At 41.6% G+C, this 16,473-nt stretch carries 15 protein-coding genes; 4 read left to right on the forward strand and 11 right to left on the reverse strand.

The window, feature by feature from the left end; all coding sequences use genetic code 11:
• Positions 1 to 188: 188 nt before the first annotated feature.
• Positions 189 to 1,157 (forward strand): nuclease-related domain-containing protein, encoded by a 969-nt coding sequence (locus ACI48O_RS06325; protein ID WP_435560894.1) that lies wholly within the window; start codon positions 189 to 191, stop codon positions 1,155 to 1,157.
• 65 nt (positions 1,158 to 1,222) lie between these two features.
• On the opposite strand, the gene ACI48O_RS06330 is transcribed toward ACI48O_RS06325, so the two are convergent.
• From ACI48O_RS06330 to ACI48O_RS06350, 5 genes are all read right to left on the reverse strand, one after another.
• Positions 1,223 to 1,507 (reverse strand): MoaD-like domain-containing protein, encoded by a 285-nt coding sequence (locus tag ACI48O_RS06330; RefSeq protein WP_435560895.1) that lies wholly within the window; start codon positions 1,505 to 1,507, stop codon positions 1,223 to 1,225.
• 48 nt (positions 1,508 to 1,555) lie between these two features.
• Entirely contained in the window at positions 1,556 to 1,828 is a 273-nt protein-coding gene (locus ACI48O_RS06335) for a ubiquitin-like small modifier protein 1 (protein WP_435560896.1), read from the reverse strand.
• Positions 1,829 to 2,013: 185 nt separating this feature from the next.
• Positions 2,014 to 3,435 carry an NAD-dependent succinate-semialdehyde dehydrogenase gene (locus tag ACI48O_RS06340; RefSeq protein ID WP_435561040.1) on the reverse strand — a complete coding sequence of 474 codons (1,422 nt, stop codon included), beginning with the start codon at positions 3,433 to 3,435 and terminating at the stop codon, positions 2,014 to 2,016.
• Between the two features lie 63 nt (positions 3,436 to 3,498).
• The gene (gene gabT, locus ACI48O_RS06345) at positions 3,499 to 4,848 is read right to left on the reverse strand and encodes a 4-aminobutyrate--2-oxoglutarate transaminase (RefSeq protein ID WP_435560897.1); all 1,350 of its coding nucleotides are present in this window, start codon (positions 4,846 to 4,848) and stop codon (positions 3,499 to 3,501) included.
• 103 nt (positions 4,849 to 4,951) lie between these two features.
• Positions 4,952 to 5,569 (reverse strand): YczE/YyaS/YitT family protein, encoded by a 618-nt coding sequence (locus tag ACI48O_RS06350; protein ID WP_435560898.1) that lies wholly within the window; start codon positions 5,567 to 5,569, stop codon positions 4,952 to 4,954.
• A 228-nt stretch (positions 5,570 to 5,797) separates the two neighbouring features.
• On the opposite strand from ACI48O_RS06350, the gene ACI48O_RS06355 reads away from it, so the two are divergent.
• The 3 genes from ACI48O_RS06355 (at position 5,798) to ACI48O_RS06365 (ending at position 9,794) form a co-directional block, all read left to right on the forward strand.
• Complete coding sequence (locus ACI48O_RS06355) at positions 5,798 to 6,853, forward strand: lactonase family protein (protein WP_435560899.1); 1,056 nt, start codon at positions 5,798 to 5,800, stop codon at positions 6,851 to 6,853.
• A gap of 1,226 nt (positions 6,854 to 8,079) precedes the next feature.
• On the forward strand, positions 8,080 to 8,739 hold the full coding sequence (locus tag ACI48O_RS06360; protein ID WP_435560900.1) for an FMN-dependent NADH-azoreductase: 660 nt from the start codon (positions 8,080 to 8,082) through the stop codon (positions 8,737 to 8,739).
• A 278-nt stretch (positions 8,740 to 9,017) separates the two neighbouring features.
• The gene (locus ACI48O_RS06365) at positions 9,018 to 9,794 is read left to right on the forward strand and encodes a C39 family peptidase (protein ID WP_435560901.1); all 777 of its coding nucleotides are present in this window, start codon (positions 9,018 to 9,020) and stop codon (positions 9,792 to 9,794) included.
• Positions 9,795 to 10,167: 373 nt separating this feature from the next.
• On the opposite strand, the gene ACI48O_RS06370 is transcribed toward ACI48O_RS06365, so the two are convergent.
• The 6 genes from ACI48O_RS06370 to ACI48O_RS06395 all read right to left on the reverse strand — a co-directional run bounded on the left by ACI48O_RS06370 (position 10,168) and on the right by ACI48O_RS06395 (position 16,419).
• Positions 10,168 to 11,343, reverse strand: coding sequence for an ABC transporter permease (locus ACI48O_RS06370; RefSeq protein WP_435560902.1), 1,176 nt, complete (start codon positions 11,341 to 11,343; stop codon positions 10,168 to 10,170).
• On the reverse strand, positions 11,340 to 12,041 hold the full coding sequence (locus ACI48O_RS06375; RefSeq protein WP_435560903.1) for an ABC transporter ATP-binding protein: 702 nt from the start codon (positions 12,039 to 12,041) through the stop codon (positions 11,340 to 11,342). Before ACI48O_RS06375 ends, ACI48O_RS06370 begins: the two co-directional genes overlap by 4 nt.
• Positions 12,038 to 13,066 (reverse strand): efflux RND transporter periplasmic adaptor subunit, encoded by a 1,029-nt coding sequence (locus tag ACI48O_RS06380; protein WP_435560904.1) that lies wholly within the window; start codon positions 13,064 to 13,066, stop codon positions 12,038 to 12,040. The genes ACI48O_RS06375 and ACI48O_RS06380 overlap by 4 nt, the downstream gene beginning before the upstream one ends.
• Before the next feature lie 46 nt (positions 13,067 to 13,112).
• Entirely contained in the window at positions 13,113 to 14,096 is a 984-nt protein-coding gene (locus ACI48O_RS06385) for a DUF4405 domain-containing protein (protein WP_435560905.1), read from the reverse strand.
• Positions 14,097 to 14,303: 207 nt separating this feature from the next.
• Complete coding sequence (locus ACI48O_RS06390) at positions 14,304 to 15,791, reverse strand: HAMP domain-containing sensor histidine kinase (RefSeq protein WP_435560906.1); 1,488 nt, start codon at positions 15,789 to 15,791, stop codon at positions 14,304 to 14,306.
• Entirely contained in the window at positions 15,739 to 16,419 is a 681-nt protein-coding gene (locus ACI48O_RS06395; RefSeq protein ID WP_435560907.1) for a response regulator transcription factor, read from the reverse strand. Before ACI48O_RS06395 ends, ACI48O_RS06390 begins: the two co-directional genes overlap by 53 nt.
• Between the last annotated feature and the right edge of the window lie 54 nt (positions 16,420 to 16,473).

The raw sequence follows: 16,473 nt of genomic DNA on the forward strand, positions 1-16,473 counted from the left end.
CAAGAACCTTGCTAAATCTCTAAAAAAAAGCAAATTTCACTAAAAATCATGCCCTCCTCACAAAAAATCAAGCGTTGTAAACAAAAAATACCCACTTTCCCTTCCAAAACTAACGTAATTTCACAAAAACTCAATTTCAAACAACTATTTTTATCTATTTTTAAAAAATAAAAAGGAGAGACACGCAAATGTTCTTATTTGAAAGAAACATTCCATTATTCGTGCTTAAATGTGAGGCGTTGATTCGAAACCTTCCCCCAAATCACCCGAAACTTAATGATATTCATAATGAACTATCTATTAAACTATCCGGATATTATGGAGAAAAATCGATTGACTATCATTTGGGCAAATTGGATATGGAGAAATACGACATCATCCCCGGTATCCGTCTTAAAAATAAAGACCGCTACTTCCAAATCGATCATCTTCTCCTCTCGAACAACTTTTTGCTCCCTATTGAATCTAAAAATCTGACAGGCGATCTAACCGTTGACCACACAAAAGGGCAATTAATCCAAGAAAAGAGCGGAATCATAAAAGTTTACGATAATCCTCTTTCACAAGTCCAACACCAAAGAATGCAATTCATTCAATGGCTTGATGAGCATAAACTTCCCATTATACCTGTTGATTTCTTGGTGGCTTTTTCAAACAGTAACGGAAACATCAAAACAATCGGGTATTCCGATCATAATTGGAAAATTTGCCGTGGCATTAATATATTTGAAAAAATAAAGCTGTTTGAGAAAATGTACCAAACTGAGTACATGACAACGAAAGAGCGGAAAAAGCTTGCCAAAATTTTATTAAAAAACAATGAAACACTCGATGTTAATATCTTAAAACATTTTTCCATTCCAAAAGAGGACACACTTACCGGTGTCTCATGTCAAATATGTTTTTCGAGGCCGATGGTCTATTCCTATGCGACATGGGAGTGCCTAACATGCGGCCACAAATCGGGGACGGCGCATGAACAAAAGATTCATGATTATTTTTTAACGATAAACCCCACGATCAATAACCAACAATTTAGGGAACAGACTCACATTGAAGAAAGACGGAAGGCGGCCCGCCTTCTCAACTCTATGAATCTCCAAAAGCAAGGCTCCAACAAAGGGAGAGTATATTTCCCTTTACCTCCGCAAAAATAAAAAAGCCAAGGACATGAATTTTGCCCCAACCCAAACAAAAAAAGCCAGAGACCAAGCACATTCGCTCAGCCTCCGACCCTAGTCGTTTTATATCGATAACGTTTTATTAACTCTTCTAACTTCACTTCATCTTCGGCAACAAAGCGAATCATCACTGCGTTAACTGTAAACACTGACGTAAACGAGAGCTCTGCTTCAGACAAGATATGACCTTCCCAGTTATCATCCACGCCATTAAAAACAATAGGAAATGACGACTTCGACGGCTCCCGCTTGCCACCTAGCTCTTCAAAATACATTTCGAGATGGGTGCGGTTGATTCCACGAAACTCTAAATCGCGACTAATCACAAAAACGCACTCCTTACAAATAAACGGTTTTGTCCAATGAAGACCATTTTACCCTCCAGCAACCGGAGGGAAAAGCGCAAACTGATCGGTATCTTTTACCTTCGTCTCCAGCCCGTCTTCATGAACAATATTTCTTCCGTTTACATAAACATGGACAAATGGTTTAAGCGATCTTTCTTCGGTAAAAATTTCATCATTTAATTCGGGGTACATTTCTATCATTCTATCAAGCACATCTATTACGCGATCGCCTTTTGGTAGAACTTCAACGGTTACTCCACCGCAAATATCCCTTAGATTTGCAAATACCTTTACCTGCACACTATCGCCCCTCTCTGCCAACCTTTATAGTAGTTCTAAAACTAGAGTTATAACTATTTTAATATAAAAAAGCCTGTCCATACAATGTTCAAGCTACTAGACATTACAAACAAATCAGCCCCCACTGCACCGCTTTAAAGTACCGGGGGACTGTCCCCCAGCACTTTAAAGCAACACAGCAACCCTTATATATCAAATCCAATAGAAATGTATTTAATCTCTAAAAACTCGTCGATTCCGTAGTGTCCGCCTTCTCTGCCGAGGCCGCTTTCCTTATAGCCACCAAATGGGGCTTGTGGTACGGAAGGAAGGGCATCGTTCAACCCGATAATTCCGTATTCGAGCTGCTCGGTTATTCTAAACGATCGGCTTAAATCATTCGTATAGACGTAGGCAGCCAATCCATAACGAGAATCGTTGGCGCGCGCAATAACTTCCTCTTCTGTTTTAAAAGTGGAAATCGGGGCAAGCGGTCCGAAGATTTCGTCCTTCATACACTCCATTTCCTCATGAATTCCGGTTAAAATGGTTGGTGCATAAAAATAACCGCTGGCCGCAGCAGGCTTTTCACCGCTAAACGTAACCTTGCCACCTTTTTTAAGAGCATCCTCTACAAACGATTCAACCTTTGCTAAAGCAGCTTGGTCAATCAACGGTCCAACATCGATTCCATCTTCAAGCCCATTGCCAACCCTTAATTTGGCCAGTTCTGCTTGAAAAAGCTCTACAAATTGCTCGGCAACACTTTCCTGAACATAAACGCGGTTTGTACAAATACACGTCTGGCCCGCATTTCGGAATTTCGACTGTACCAACCCAACTGCAGCCTTCCCCAAATCAGCATCGTCCATCACGATAAATGGAGCATTACCGCCCAGCTCTAACGATACCTTTTTTACGTTTTCGGCAGCACCGCGCATCAGCGTCTTTCCAACCTCGGTTGATCCGGTAAAAGTTATTTTGGTGACGCGTGGATCTTTCAGCCAAGCTTCTCCAATTTCCCCGGAGCGGCCGGTAACAATATTCAATACACCACTCGGCACTCCTGCTTCATGAGCTAACTCGGCTAATTTTAACGCGGTAAGCGGCGTTTGTCCGGCAGGCTTGACTACTGCCGTACAGCCTGCTGCCAAGGCCGGCCCCACTTTCCGGGTAATCATCGCCGCAGGAAAGTTCCAAGGCGTAATCGCCGCGATGACACCGACTGGTTCCTTGCGGACAAGAATGCGCTTATTTGGTGCGGATGCAGGGATTGTTTCCCCATAAACCCGTTTCCCTTCTTCAGCAAACCAGGAGATAAATCCATTCGCATAGACAACCTCACCTAACGCTTCTTTTAACGGCTTCCCTTGTTCCATCGTCATCACTTTTGCAATCTCATATTTATGTTCATTTATTAAATAATGCCATTTCATTAAAACTTTATAGCGCTCTTCCGCTGTCCACCGTGACCAGCTCTTAAACGCCGTCACTGCGGCATCAACCGCCTGGGTGGCTTCAGCTGCTCCTCCCGTGGGAACTGATCCAATCACTTCATTTGTTGCAGGATTTACAACCTTGGTTAACTCCTGATATTCTTCGCCAACCCAAGACCCATCAATATACATTGGATAGATTTTCAATTTCCCAACCCCCAACCTAGCTTTAAAAATCTTAATCTACTATTAAAATTAAACACTTGAACCCAAGACCACATCCATTGCTTCCTCTAAAATGGCTAACCCTTCATCAAGCTGCTCATCCGTTATCGTAATCGGCATTAAAATGCGGAGTACATTCCCATACAACCCTGCACTTAACAGGAGCAAGCCACGTTCCCCAGCGGCTTTAATAATCTGACCAACCGCCGCCTTATTTGGGGTTTTATCCGCTCCCCCGTTCACTAACTCCATGGCATACATAGCCCCGAGTCCGCGAACCTCGCCGACCTGCTCAAACCGCTCTGCTAAGGCAACCATTCTCGCCCTAACTCTTTCCCCTAATTTCACGGCCCGCTCATTTAACTTTTCGCTTTCGATAATGTCTAAAACTGCCAGTGCGGCTCGGCACCCAAGCGGACTGCCGCAATACGTTCCACCAATTTCACCCACATCAGGAGCATCCATGATTTCCGCTCGGCCAATGACACCGCTGATCGGTAACCCTGCCCCCATCGACTTCGAGACAGTGATTAAGTCGGGAACTACTCCAAAATGTTCAATCGCGAAATACTTCCCGGTCCGGGCAAAGCCTGTTTGAATTTCATCCGCAATAAACAGAATTCCGTGCTCAGTACAGATGTCACGTACCCTCTGAACAAATTCGACACTAGGAACGATAAACCCTCCCTCTCCTTGAACGGGCTCCATCACGACCGCAGCAATCGTTTCAGGTGCCACCTCGGCAAGGAGAAACTGTTCAAATTGCTCAATCATCATTTCGTTGTATTTCTTTTCTGACATCCCTTCGGGGCGGCGAAATGAATAGGGGTAAGGGGCTTTATAAACTTCTGGGGCAAAAGGGCCAAAGCCATACTTATAAGGTTTAACCTTACTTGTCATCGTCATCGCCAATAATGTTCGTCCGTGAAAGCCTCTTGAAAAAGCAATAATCCCTTGTCGCTTTGTAAATTTACGAGCGATTTTTACGGCGTTCTCAACTGCCTCCGCCCCGCTGTTAAAAAATGCCGCTTGCTTTGGGAATTGACCAGGGGTAAGCTTACAAAGCCGCTCCGCCAAATCGATATATGATTCATACATCATCACATTAAATCCGGTGTGGATAAATTGACTAATCTGATCCTCGAGTGCAGCCACAACACTCGGATGACAGTGGCCAACATTTAGGGTGCCAATTGCACCGGCAAAATCAATATACGTATTGCCATCCACGTCCTCAACAACCGCACCCGCTGCTTTTTTTACAAAAGAGGAGCAATTATTACTGATCCCCTTGGGTACATATTGTTTGCGGCGTTCCATTATTTCCATCGATTTCGGTCCTGGTACGGAGGTCATTTGCTTTACAAATTTATCAGCCAACCGTGACACCTCCACAGTAAAGTTTCACTCTATTCCATTTTATTTTTTTAAAAGTAGACCTAGACCTCGGAAATACAAAAGGCCCGGCTCGCGCCAGACCTCATTAATAAATAATTTTTTTGTTATATAAATTCACCGATACCCTATTAAAAAATTGAATAATGTGACCAATGCTTATAAAAATAACCAATGTCCCAAGCCCAATGCCAACAGTCCCGCCGATTATGAATCCAAGCACAACAGCAGAACCCTCTAAGATGGTTCGCGACAGGTTTAAGCCGATTTTAAATCTGTTGCTGAGCGCCACCATCGTTCCATCGTACGGCATCCTTGGAAGATTGGAGGGTAAATAAATGCCTACGCCCATGCCCACTAATAAAACGCCAAGGATGAAAACACTCCATTTAATGTAGGCCGGTGCTAAAGCTAAATCTAAATTCTTGAACACGATTTCCATCCAGAAATCGATCACAAATCCCCAAATAAGAATGGTGATAATCGATTCATATTCGGGTCTCCTTTTTAAAATAACCGCGTTTAACAGGAGAAAAAATGCTTGCGAAAGGGCCATCCACGTTCCTAACGTAAAGCCCAGCTTTTCTGTTAATCCCATATTGACAATATCCCAAGGGCCGGCCCCTGCTTTAGAATGAATAATGAAGCTTACACCTAAACAGGCAATAAACAAGCCTGTAAGGTAATACAGAATTCGTTTTCCCATATATGTTCCAGTCCTTTATCATTTATCAATTAATCCTATGAAGGATAGCCATCACTTCATGCTATTTTTTCGACGAAGCAGGTAATTATCCCAATAATTTTAGAGGGTTTCACAACTTAATGCAATCGTATCTTCATTCCATATTATTTTTGCTAAATATCAATTTTTGGAGAAACGAGCGCAATCTTGATATAATAAAACCTAAAAAATGTAGGAGGAACATCTGAGATGAACCACAAACAAATTATTGGGTTTGTAGGAACCTATACAAAAGGCGCAAGCGAGGGAATCTATTCCTTTTTATTAGATATTGAAAATCAAAAGATAGATGCAGTTAAGACGGCAGCAAAGCTTGATAATCCTACCTATTTAACGATTAGCCGCGATAATCAGTTCGTGTATGCTGTTGCAAAAAAAGACGAATTGGGCGGAATTTCCGCGTTTACTTTAAATAAACAAACAGGCGACTTAACCCTTTTGAACAGCCAATTTGCTGTGGGGGCTCCACCTTGCCATGTGAGTGTTGACCGTCAAACCCAAACGGTCCTATCTGCCAATTATCACAAAGGCACGATTGAAGCTTATGAAGTTGATAAAGAAACCGGGGAAATATACGGTGAGCCAGTCGTTGCTCAGCACGAAGGTGCAGGACCAGATCCTCGCCAAGAAAAAGCGCATGCCCATTTCGCCGGATTTACCCCAGACGAAAAGTATATTGTCGCCGTAGATTTAGGCATTGATGAAGTGATTACATACGAGTTAAACGGTGGCTCCTTAACAAAAGTGAGCAGTTTAGCGGTTAAACCTGGGAGCGGACCTCGACATCTCGTCTTTCATCCGAACGGAAAATTCGCTTATGTGATGACGGAATTTAGTTCGAAGGTTCTTGTTTTAAACTATGATTCAGAAAATGGTCAATTAACTGAGGAGCAAGCAATTACAACTATTCCGGCTGACTTTACCGAAAATAATCAAGGCAGTGCGATTCATATTTCTTCTGATGGAAGATTTTTATATGCGGGGAACCGGGGCCATGACAGCATCGCCGTTTTCAGCATAGACCAACAATCAAATAAATTAACCTTTATCGAACACACATCAACTGCCGGAAACTGGCCGCGCGATTTTGTACTTGATCCAAGCGAAAAGTTCATCATTGCCGCTAATCAGGAATCGAGTAATCTCGCCCTCTTTGCCAGAGACACTGAAACTGGAAAGCTAACCCTTTTACAGTCAGATGTAACCGTACCTGATCCGGTTTGTGTAAAATTTATGCATATTTAACTCCGTTTTAACAGGTTGGGCTATAGAGCCCCGCCTGTTTTATTGTTTTTGTTAATGGTGAATGTTGATTAGAGCGGAAGGTGCGAGACTCCTGCGGGAGAAGGTGTCACGGGAGACCCCACAGGCGCTTGCGCCGAGGAGGCTCCCGGACTCCCCCTAAGGTGCAGGAGCACCTGGAGCGGAAATCAACAGACAAATTTCATAGCGATTTAAAAAAATCAATCTTCACAACTTCCACATAAGTTCCCCATAAGTTCTACAAACCTACCCGTTATTATAAAGACATAGCAAGGCAAGAGGTTGCGAAATCGCAGCATCTTGATCAACTAATTAACTACAAGCTTAATATATGAAGGTTCGGAAAAAACCTTCTACCCGAAAATCGAAAAACTTAAGGATCCTCGATTTTCAAACCCTTAGATTCTTCTAAGGTCACTGATGTACCAATCTTTCTGTTTTAAAGTTATTTTGTAAAACCTCTCTATTTTCAAAGCCGGCCACGTAGGCCGGCCTCTTTTTTTGTCCATTTTTTATTAAAAGGTTATGTTAAAACTAATAATTGATTTTGTACATTATGTTGATTGGAGCGGAAGGTGCGAGACTCCTCTAAAATGCTTAGGCATTTTATCGTGCGGTGTTCATTCAAGGATGATTATTCACGTCCTGCGGGAGAAGGTGTCATGGGAGACCCCACAGGCGCTTGCGCCGAGGAGGCTCCCGGACTCCCCCTAAGGTGCGGGAGCACCTGGAGCGGAAATCAACAGACAAATTTCATAGCGATATAAAAAAATCAATCTTCACAACTTCCACATAAGTTCCCCATAAGTTCTACATACCTACCGATTATTATAAAGACATAGCAAGGCAAGAGGTTGCGAAACGCAGCATCTTGATTAACTTATTAACTATAAGCTTAATATATGAAGGTTCGGAAAAAACCTTCTACTCGAAAATCGAAAAACTTAAGGATCCTCGATTTTCAAACCCTTAGATTCTTCTAAGGTTACTGATGTACCAATCTTTCTGTTTTAAAGTTATTTTGTAAAACCTCTCTATTTTCTAAAGCCGGCCGCGTTGGCCGGCTTCTTTTTTTGTTTTGGCTTCGTACGGATATAGCCCCTATTGAACGACACTTAATGTTCAAGAAATTCATGATTTCTCTAACGATGAGCTGTCTTTATTTTAATATAATATAAATAAAGTTTTGATGATGGGAATGATGACTGATGGCGAAATTGCTATATATTACTGCGAATCCTAAAGGTTTGGAAAAATCGAAGGGGCTTCAAATTGGTGAAGCGTTTCTTGAGGCATTTCAAGCGGAACTACCTGATGCTGAAATAAAGAAAATTGATTTATTTGAGGCCGACATTCCGCAAATGGATGCAGAATTAGTGTCAGCACGCGGCAAGATTGGCGGCTACGGATATAAGCTTGAGGAATTAGAAGAAGGCGAAAGAGAAAAATATTTGGCAATGCATGCGGTTGCGGATGAGTTTGTCAATTATGATTATTTTGTGTTTGTTTCACCGGTTTGGAATTTAAGTTCTCCTCCGGTTTTAAAACAGTATATGGATAACTTATTTGTATCAGGAAAGACCTTCAATTATACTCCTGAAGGCGCAAAAGGGGCTTTAAGCGGGAAGAAGGCCGTGCACATTCAAACGCGTGGCGGATTGTACACGAACACGCCAATGGCTGAGTTAGAGTCCGGCGACCGCTATTTAAAAATCGCGCTTAAGTTTTTAGGCATTGAGGTTCTTGATACGGTTGTCGCAGAAGGATTTGACTACTTCCCTAAACAAGTTGAGGAAATCCTCGAAGCTGCAAAGGAAAAAGCCCGCGAAACGGCTAAGCAAATGGCTGGAGCAGAGTTAACAGTATAATAATATTTTTCATAAAAGAGTGATCAAAGGTTCGCTAGATGAAGCGGGCTTTGTGGTCACTCTTTTTTATTTTGCCTCCGTAAGAGTCCACGCGAATCTTTCATACAATCTTCCATTCTAGTTAATAGTTTTGTCATATCCTGTTCATTTTTGTTTCGTACGCTGATTCTATGAAAAACTCAACCTCGGTTTTATTCGTCCTCTTTCTCATTCTTTTATCCCCCCACCCAATGAGCAGTCTTACACAGATAAATAGATTTTAATAGGAGGAATGACCTTTGAAGAAACTATATGCTGCCGGGATTGGTGCGCTAATTCTAGGTTTCAGCTTTTTAATAGATTCAAGTTCTTTTGAAACAGATGCGACTGTAAAGATTTCACCAAAGGTAGATTCGACTTCTACTAAACAAGCAGAAACTACAGCCAATCCTGAAAATGTAATAAACAGTATCCCGGAACAAGAAGAAAAAGTTGTTACGGAAATTCAGCTGGATGTCCCCCTCCTTAACCAAATGGATAGCCCTAGATTGTATAATGGCTGCGAGGTTACGAGCCTGGCAATGATTCTAAAGTTTGAAGGACTTTCGGTCACCAAAAATGAATTGGCTCAGGCGGTGACTAGAGTTCCATTAAAATATAGTAATGGTGAATACGGAAACCCTAATTCCGGCTTTGTCGGAAATATGGAGGATGGACCAGGATTAGGCGTATATCATGGCCCTATAATGGATTTGGCTAAAAAATACGTTGGGGATCGTGCTGAGGATCTGACAGGTCAACCGTTTGATCTCCTCCTTAAAAAGGTTGGGGAAGGACACCCTGTTTGGATTATTACGACATCTACCTTTGCACCTGTATCAGAATTTCAGACTTGGCAGACCCCTCAAGGAGTAGTCGACATTACGTATAAAATGCACAGCGTCGTGATAACGGGTTTTGATAGTGCCAACATTTACATTAACAACCCTTTTGGTGTTAAAAATCAAAAAGTGGAGCGCGACAGTTTTATTCAAGCGTGGGAACAAATGGGGAAACAAGCGATTGTTGTTTATTAAGGAGCCGGGCGGATAGCCGTTCGGCTCTTTGCATCTTGAATTTCCGCTATTTAAACAGGATTCCGGCCTTTTTTCCGTGGGTTTCTGTGTCCTATCCATGGACTTTAACCTTTATCAATGCGATTTATAACTGCTGTCCGTAGATTCTGACCTTTTTTCTATGATTTATGACTTCTATTGTGGATTAACAGCTTTTATCCGTGGATTCCAACCTCTTATCCGTGGATTTGCAACTTCCGTAGGTTTCGGGCTCTTATCCGGAGATTTTGGAATCTTATTCGGAGGTTTCGGGCTCCTATCCGTATTTTAGAACCATTCTAATCTTTATTTTATTAAAAAAGTAGAGGGCAATCTCCCTCTACTTTTTTCAATCCTATTGATATCGTAATGCCTCTAATGGACTTAGGTTTGCTGCTTTATTGGCTGGGAAGATTCCGAACACAATGCCGATGATCACAGAAAAACTAACTGCGAGACCAACCGCCCACCAAGATATGGATACTGCATAATCTAATGCTGCAGAAAGAATTTGGGCACTGCCAATCCCAATCAGCACACCAAGAATACCGCCAATTCCGCTGAGGACGATTGCTTCAATTAAAAATTGACCAAGAATATCTTTCTTTTTTGCGCCAATGGCTTTGCGAATTCCGATTTCTCTCGTTCTTTCTGTAACCGAAACGAGCATAATATTCATGATCCCAATTCCACCGACAATTAACGAAATTCCAGCAATACCTGCTAATAGCATCGTCATCGTATCCGTAACAGAGGTTAGCGCCTCAGCGATATCAGCCTGGTTGCGGACATTATAGCTTGTATCATCGCCACCAAATGCAATATATAAGTTTCGCTCGATTTTCGCCATTCCTCGATCGACTGTATCTTCAGACGTCATTTTCACACTAGCTGAAGTAACAACCGTTTGACCTAAAAAACGCTGGGCCGTTGAAAACGGAATAAGCACTTTATCATCAACGGAACCCTGTAATTCATCCCCCACTACGGCAAGGACCCCAATCACTTTAAATGTCGATCCATCGATTTTCACTTCCTTATCAACTGGATTAGTGAATCCGAATAGCTCGACTGCGACATTTGACCCCAGCACTACGACTTTATTGCGATTATCCTGGTCCAAAGGTAAAACGAAACGACCAGACCGGACGGCGGTGTCTTCTACTTTTTCATAAGAAGGTGTCACGCCTTGAATAGTTACACCTTCCATACTAGTGGTTCCGTTCTTAAGTGTCCCGCTTCCGGAAACGGTTGGTGCAACAGCCTCAACCTCTGACAGATCCTCAAAGGCCATGACATCATCAAAGGTTACTACTTCCTCTTCGGAATTACCTGATAAGTTTATCGAAACCTTTGTTGTTCCTAGACCTGATATATCATCTGATACTGATTTTGACGCACCTTGCCCGAGGGAAACGAGCGCAATCACAGCTGAAATGCCAATGATAATCCCGAGCATCGTTAAAATCGAACGGAGCTTATTCGCTAAAATATTTTTAAAAGCAATTTTCAAAGCCTGGCCAAATTTCAATGGAAAACAACCTCCTCCCCATTCAAAATCTTACCGTCATGTATCCGAATAATTCGCTTCGCTTGTTTTGCAATATCCAAATCGTGCGTGATTAAGATAATCGTATGGCCCTGTTGATTCAGCTCTTTCATTAGCTTCAAAACCTCGGCACCTGTTTTACTATCTAATGCCCCTGTTGGTTCGTCTGCTAAGAGGATAGGCGGGTTCCCTGCAAGAGCGCGGGCAATTGCGACCCGCTGCTGCTGGCCTCCCGACAATTCTGTTGGCCGATGGTGCGCACGGTACTCTAATCCTACCTTTTTAAGAGCACTCATCACGATTTCTCTTCTTTCTGCTCCACTTAAGCCTCGATAGATAAGTGGCAGTTCAACATTTTCAAAGGCAGTCTGCTTCGGTAATAGATTAAACGCTTGGAAAATAAACCCTATTTTCTGATTTCGAACATCTGCTAACTGCTTATTTTTCAATGAAAATACATCTTTCCCGTCAAGATGATAATCCCCTTTATCAGGGACATCAAGGCAACCGATCATATTCATAAGCGTGGATTTCCCCGAGCCAGATGGACCAATAATCGCTACGAAATCACCTTTTTTGACGGAAAAACTAATATCATCTAGTGCCTTTAGTGTTTCGCCACCCATTTTATAGTACTTAGATAAGTGTTTGATTTCGACAATGGACTGACTCTCGATCATTGTCCAAAACCTCCTTTTCCGGCACCACGATCTCCTGGAGGCATACCTCCTTGACCCATATTACCGCCTGGAAATCCACCTTGGAACATGTTTCCACTCCGTTGGTTGCTGCTGTCATTTGAATTTAATGAAGGGAGCACGACTTCATCACCTTCCGTCAGACCGCTAATGATTTCAACGACAGTATCGTTTTGTAGCCCAATTTCAATGTTTTGCTGTTTTGTTTGAATTGTCTGTGTTGTACTTTCCTCATTTTCTGTGCTATCAGCCTGTTCAGTAGGAGCAGTAGCTTGGTCCGCGGATGGGATTAAGACGTAATATTGATCATCTTGCTTTTGAATCGCAGCTACTGGAACCGTAATAACATTTTCCTTTTTCTCAGTGGTAATAGTGGCTTCTGCCGTCATCCCAATTTTGATGCCGGTTGGTTCATTAATCGTGATCTTGACCTGATATTTTGCAGTGGAGCTTGTGGAGTCCTCATTTGCCTCTTTAGCTACACTCGTAACAGTACCGGTAAATTCTTTGTCACTCAGCGCACTCACTTCAACTTTAGCCGTTTGCCCGGCTTGTACTTTTGCAATATCTAATTCATCGACATTCACAATCATTTCAAGATTATTGTAGTCTGTTACAGTGAGTAACTCCGTACCCATTTGAACACTGCCATCTTCCTCAATATTTAGAGCCGTAATTTCACCAGAAAATGGAGCCAGAATAGGGTCTAATTTATCATCTTCAAAAGTAATAAGTTCATCGCCCTCCGTTACTGTATCTCCAACTGCGACATTCACTTCTTCTACGGTGGCATTCCCTTCAGCAGTTATCGTTTCTTTATTAATGGCGGAAATATTTCCAGTCCCACTCACCGCTACTTCGACATTACCAATTTCCGCGGATGCAGTTTGCGTTTGCATGGCAGGAGCAGCTACTGTCTCATTTTTGTTCGAAAAATAGTTATAAGCGGTGTATCCGCCGCCTGCTACAACGGCGACAAGCAAAATGCTAATAATCCATTTTTTCATTTTCTTCTTCCTTTCCAAATAAAGTTGGCAATTTTCGTTTTATCGATCACGAAACCAATACTGATTTCTTTCTAAGCTTGATTTTCCCTAAATAATGAGTAAGGATAACAAACAATGCCATGATGCCGAAGTAAGTGGCAATAACTCCTAATGCATTAGGACTCTCTCCGAATCCGCCTTTTTCTCCTCTTATCCCACCGTGACCTTCGCCATTTCCTTGGAAATCACCATCAGGTCGGGTTGGCATTTCGCCGTTTGCTTTGAATCCACTTTCAGATCTTGACGGCATTTCTCCACTTTCATCCCAATTTGGTGGTGTTTGTCCCTCAAAATTTCCTTCTGATCGATTTGGCATTTGCCCATCAAAGCCTTCAGGAGGCTGACCGTTTTCGCTAAACTGTCCTTTTGAAAAACCTTCACCCTGTTTCCCCTCAAATTGCCCCTGCTCAGAACTAGAGAAGATGCTTGCCGATGAAACCAATCTTGTCCCAAAACCTGTTGTGTAAACTTCAAACGCACCAAACAAGAACAAGGCAACCACAGAAATTTTCACTGCGTAATCGAACCAATTAGGGAGCGCCTTTACCCTGAAGATTTTTTTCGATAGATTCATTACCCATTGCCAATGCAGGCCAACATGGATAGCGACTAAAACAAGGGTTAGATAGGAAACCGATATATGCAGCATTTGCATCCATCGCTCGTTACCTACTGTGAGATTAGGGAAAACAACTTTTGAGATAATGATTCCTGTTACAATAATTGCTGTCATTGTAATTAATAATAATAAATTTAATATATAGCCAAATCTTGTTTTCCATGGCAGCTTCGGATTAAACAATTTTAGTGTGACATTCTTTACCCATTTCACATTGAGTAACACGTGGGTTAAGAAAGCGCCAATAATAACAAGACCTGCAATTTCATGAAACGCTAATCCGCCAAGCACACGATCATTGTAAAACAAAGCAAAGGTAACACCCATGATCAGATCCAATCCATATTTGATGTACGGTATTCTTTTTTTCAAACCAGCATTCTCCTAACTTCATAAATTTAGATTCGAACATTCATAGAAATGATTTTATGCAAAAAGTATGTCCATTCTATTACCAAATTCATAAAGAATTAATAACATTACGGAAAATAACCCTCAAGCAAATACGCTGAGGGTATTGAACACTGATTATTATTTTTGGGGCTGTATCAACTCTTCTGTTGTTTTCCGTTGCAGGGGCTATCGTTTCGGTAATTGCAGTAGGAAGGTTGTGCCGTTTTCCGAGCTTTCCTTTAACGAAAGATTCCCACCTTGGGCTTTGGCTAAAATAAGACTATAGGGAAGGCCCAATCCTAGGCCTCTTTCTACATGTTTTTTATTTTTTCCGCGATAGAATCTTTCAAACACATTTGGCTGCTCTTCAACTGATATTCCGTAACCATTATCCTCTACTTCAATTGATACCCAATTATCATCCTGATAAATGGATACCGTGATTTCTCCGTCTGTTCTTCCTTTTACTGCATGTAAGCTATTATTTAGTAAATTAACGAGGATTTGTTGTGTTCGCAAAGGATCCGCCTCGGTTAAAATACTGTCCTGGTTCGTTATAAACTTTAAGTTAACATGATTAAAATGCGAAAGATGAACAATTTCCCATTGATAGGCGATTTCCTTAATCAGTTTGGTTACGTTTATGTTCTCCATTGCCACTTTTACCGAGCCAGTACTAAACGTATTAAAACTGATTAAATCCTCAACCATGCTTTGCAATCGTTCGGATTCTTTCAACGCCATCTGCAGAAATTCCTTTTGCTTCTCACCTTTGACAATATCATCCCTAACCGCTTGAACAAGTGCGCTTACTGACGTAATCGGAGTTTTAAGTTCATGGGTGACACCTGCTAACAACTGTGTTCTTAACGTTTCAAGCTGCTCTAATCGGGTAGTCATCCCTTTAAAAGAATTCATTAATTGATAAAGCTCCTTCTCCTGAACATCGTCGTTCAATTCTACCTCATAATTTCCCTTAATCACTTCCTCCGCTGCTTCTGCAACACGAAGAACCGGTTTTGCTAGCTTCTTTGACAAAAAATAAATAACGAGCCAGCCTAAAAGCGCTAGGCTTCCTAGCAATAACGCCACTAAATAGTAATCTTGTTGTTTTAAATCAATTAGCTTATCAACAGGCTGAAAAATATAGACGGCTCCAACAATCTTTTTTTCATATAGAATAGGCGATATCACCACATAGTCCTTTCGCTGTGAATCCATTTCGATTTTTTTAACGGTTACTTCGGAAGGAAGATTAAGTGATTGAACGATGTCAATCTCTGTATTGTCAAACTTGGATGGGCCTTTCCCCTCAGGAGAAATCACTTCACCATCACTATTTTTAATATAAAATCGCATCGGCAGGCCGGGATTTAAAAATTTGGTCCGTTCTTCTAGGATGAAGGGAAGCTTTTGGTTAAGCATGATTTCCCCTTCGTCATTTATGACTCGATCGGCGAGCTCTTGGGATAGCATTTTTGTTAATTCTAATTTATTTTGAACAGTATTATGATGAATCCAAAAAACGGATACGACTCCGATGATCAACAGTCCACTAACTAATGTGATTAAATAACGTTTTGTCCAATGATAGAGAAGTGGAGTTTTCTTTTTTGTTTTTTTAGGAAACATAAAACTGGTAGCCCAAGCCGCGAAATGTTTTAATTTCTCCATCTGCCGGATCCCATCCCTTTAATAATTTACGAATTCTTTTTATCGCTAAATCGACCGCCCGATCACTTCCATCATAATCATACCCCCATACATTCTCGATTAATTGATCTCTATTAAAGGTTTGATTGGGGTGCTGGGCTAAAAACAGGAACAAGGAAAGATCTCGCGGAGTAAAAATGATTTCAACCCCATTTAATAAAACCTGATGAGCTAAAAAGTTTATTTTTAACGAGCCATAGAGATTCAGTTGTTCTTTTTCTTGTAATTGCAGGGATCGTCTTAATACGGCATTGACTCTAGCCACAACTTCCTCCGCTACAAAAGGCTTCGTGATATAATCATCTGCTCCTCCGCCAAGCCCCTTTAATTTTTGATCTGTATCCGATAAAGCCGTTAACATAATCACCGGACAGGAGCTTTTCTCTCGAATTTTTTCCAATACACTCCAGCCATCCATGTGTGGCATCATCACATCCAATAATACGAGCGATGGGTGAACTTCATCCACCTTCTGAATTCCCTCAAGACCATCATAGGCTTGATGGACAGAATACCCCTCTTTCTCTAAATAAGCCGCTAACACCATCGATATCGTCATTTCATCTTCAACAATCAGGATTGTTTTCATCACTTGTCACCTGTTTATTTTTTTGAACATTAGTATATCACAATAAAAACAGGA

Origin of the sequence: Neobacillus terrisolis (assembly GCF_051233475.1) — a bacterium.
GTDB lineage: Bacteria > Bacillota > Bacilli > Bacillales > Cytobacillaceae > Bacillus_BU.